A 632-nucleotide genomic window follows, 5' to 3' on the forward strand; every position below is an offset into this window, starting at 1 on the left:
GCATCATGTCGAGCGAGATGAGAGCCGGGGATTCGAGCGACGCCCGCCGATCGGCAGCATCGCGGGCGAGATGATCAATGGTGCCAATTCTGCGGCGTAGCAGGCAGATCTCCCGTGACCTCGACATGGGCGGCGCCGGTCGTCGACGGAAATTCCCGATAGGAGAACCTGAGATCGAGGAGATGGCCATCATCGGTCAGCAGCTGCACATCCGCGCGGCCGAAGACGGTCTTCAGTGCGGGAAAGGCCAGCCGGACCTCGCCGCAGCTGGTCACTCCGATCGGATCCTGGAAGAAACCTTCAAAATCGTAGGATGCACGGCCGATCTTGATGCCGTTGCTCATCAGGGCGCCTCGCCCCGAGATTCCACCGAGATAACGCATGATCGTCTCACTTCACGGTTCATAGGTGTGACTAGGCCTGCTTATCCTTCTCCAGGGCAGCTGTAAGTTCGATCGGATCCACGAGGATGATCTGCGAGGAACCGCGTGAAAATTCGATGGCCGGGATCTGCAGCATCGTGGCGGTCCGGCGAAAAGCCCGGAACGACACGCCCACGATCTCTTCTTCGTCGGTGACGACCCGATAGGTTCCGGCCGGCTGAGGATCCGACAGCGCGCTCAACCTGAAGG

2 protein-coding genes are annotated in these 632 nt (G+C 60.6%); both read right to left on the reverse strand.

Annotated features, from left to right (window positions below):
• Positions 1-74: 74 nt before the first annotated feature.
• On the reverse strand, positions 75-383 hold the full coding sequence (locus AC1DRP_RS36795) for a hypothetical protein (RefSeq protein ID WP_441507760.1): 309 nt from the start codon (positions 381-383) through the stop codon (positions 75-77).
• Positions 384-414: 31 nt separating this feature from the next.
• The coding region (locus AC1DRP_RS36800; protein WP_476771171.1) for a hypothetical protein at positions 415-632 on the reverse strand (218 nt) is incomplete at its 5' end.

It is taken from the genome of Allobosea sp. 01N443, assembly GCF_056399325.1.

Coding starts and splice junctions, on each gene's coding strand:
- AC1DRP_RS36795 (WP_441507760.1), bottom strand. CDS start 383: ATGCGTTATCTCGGTGGAATCTCGGGGCGAGGCGCCCTGATGAGCAAC.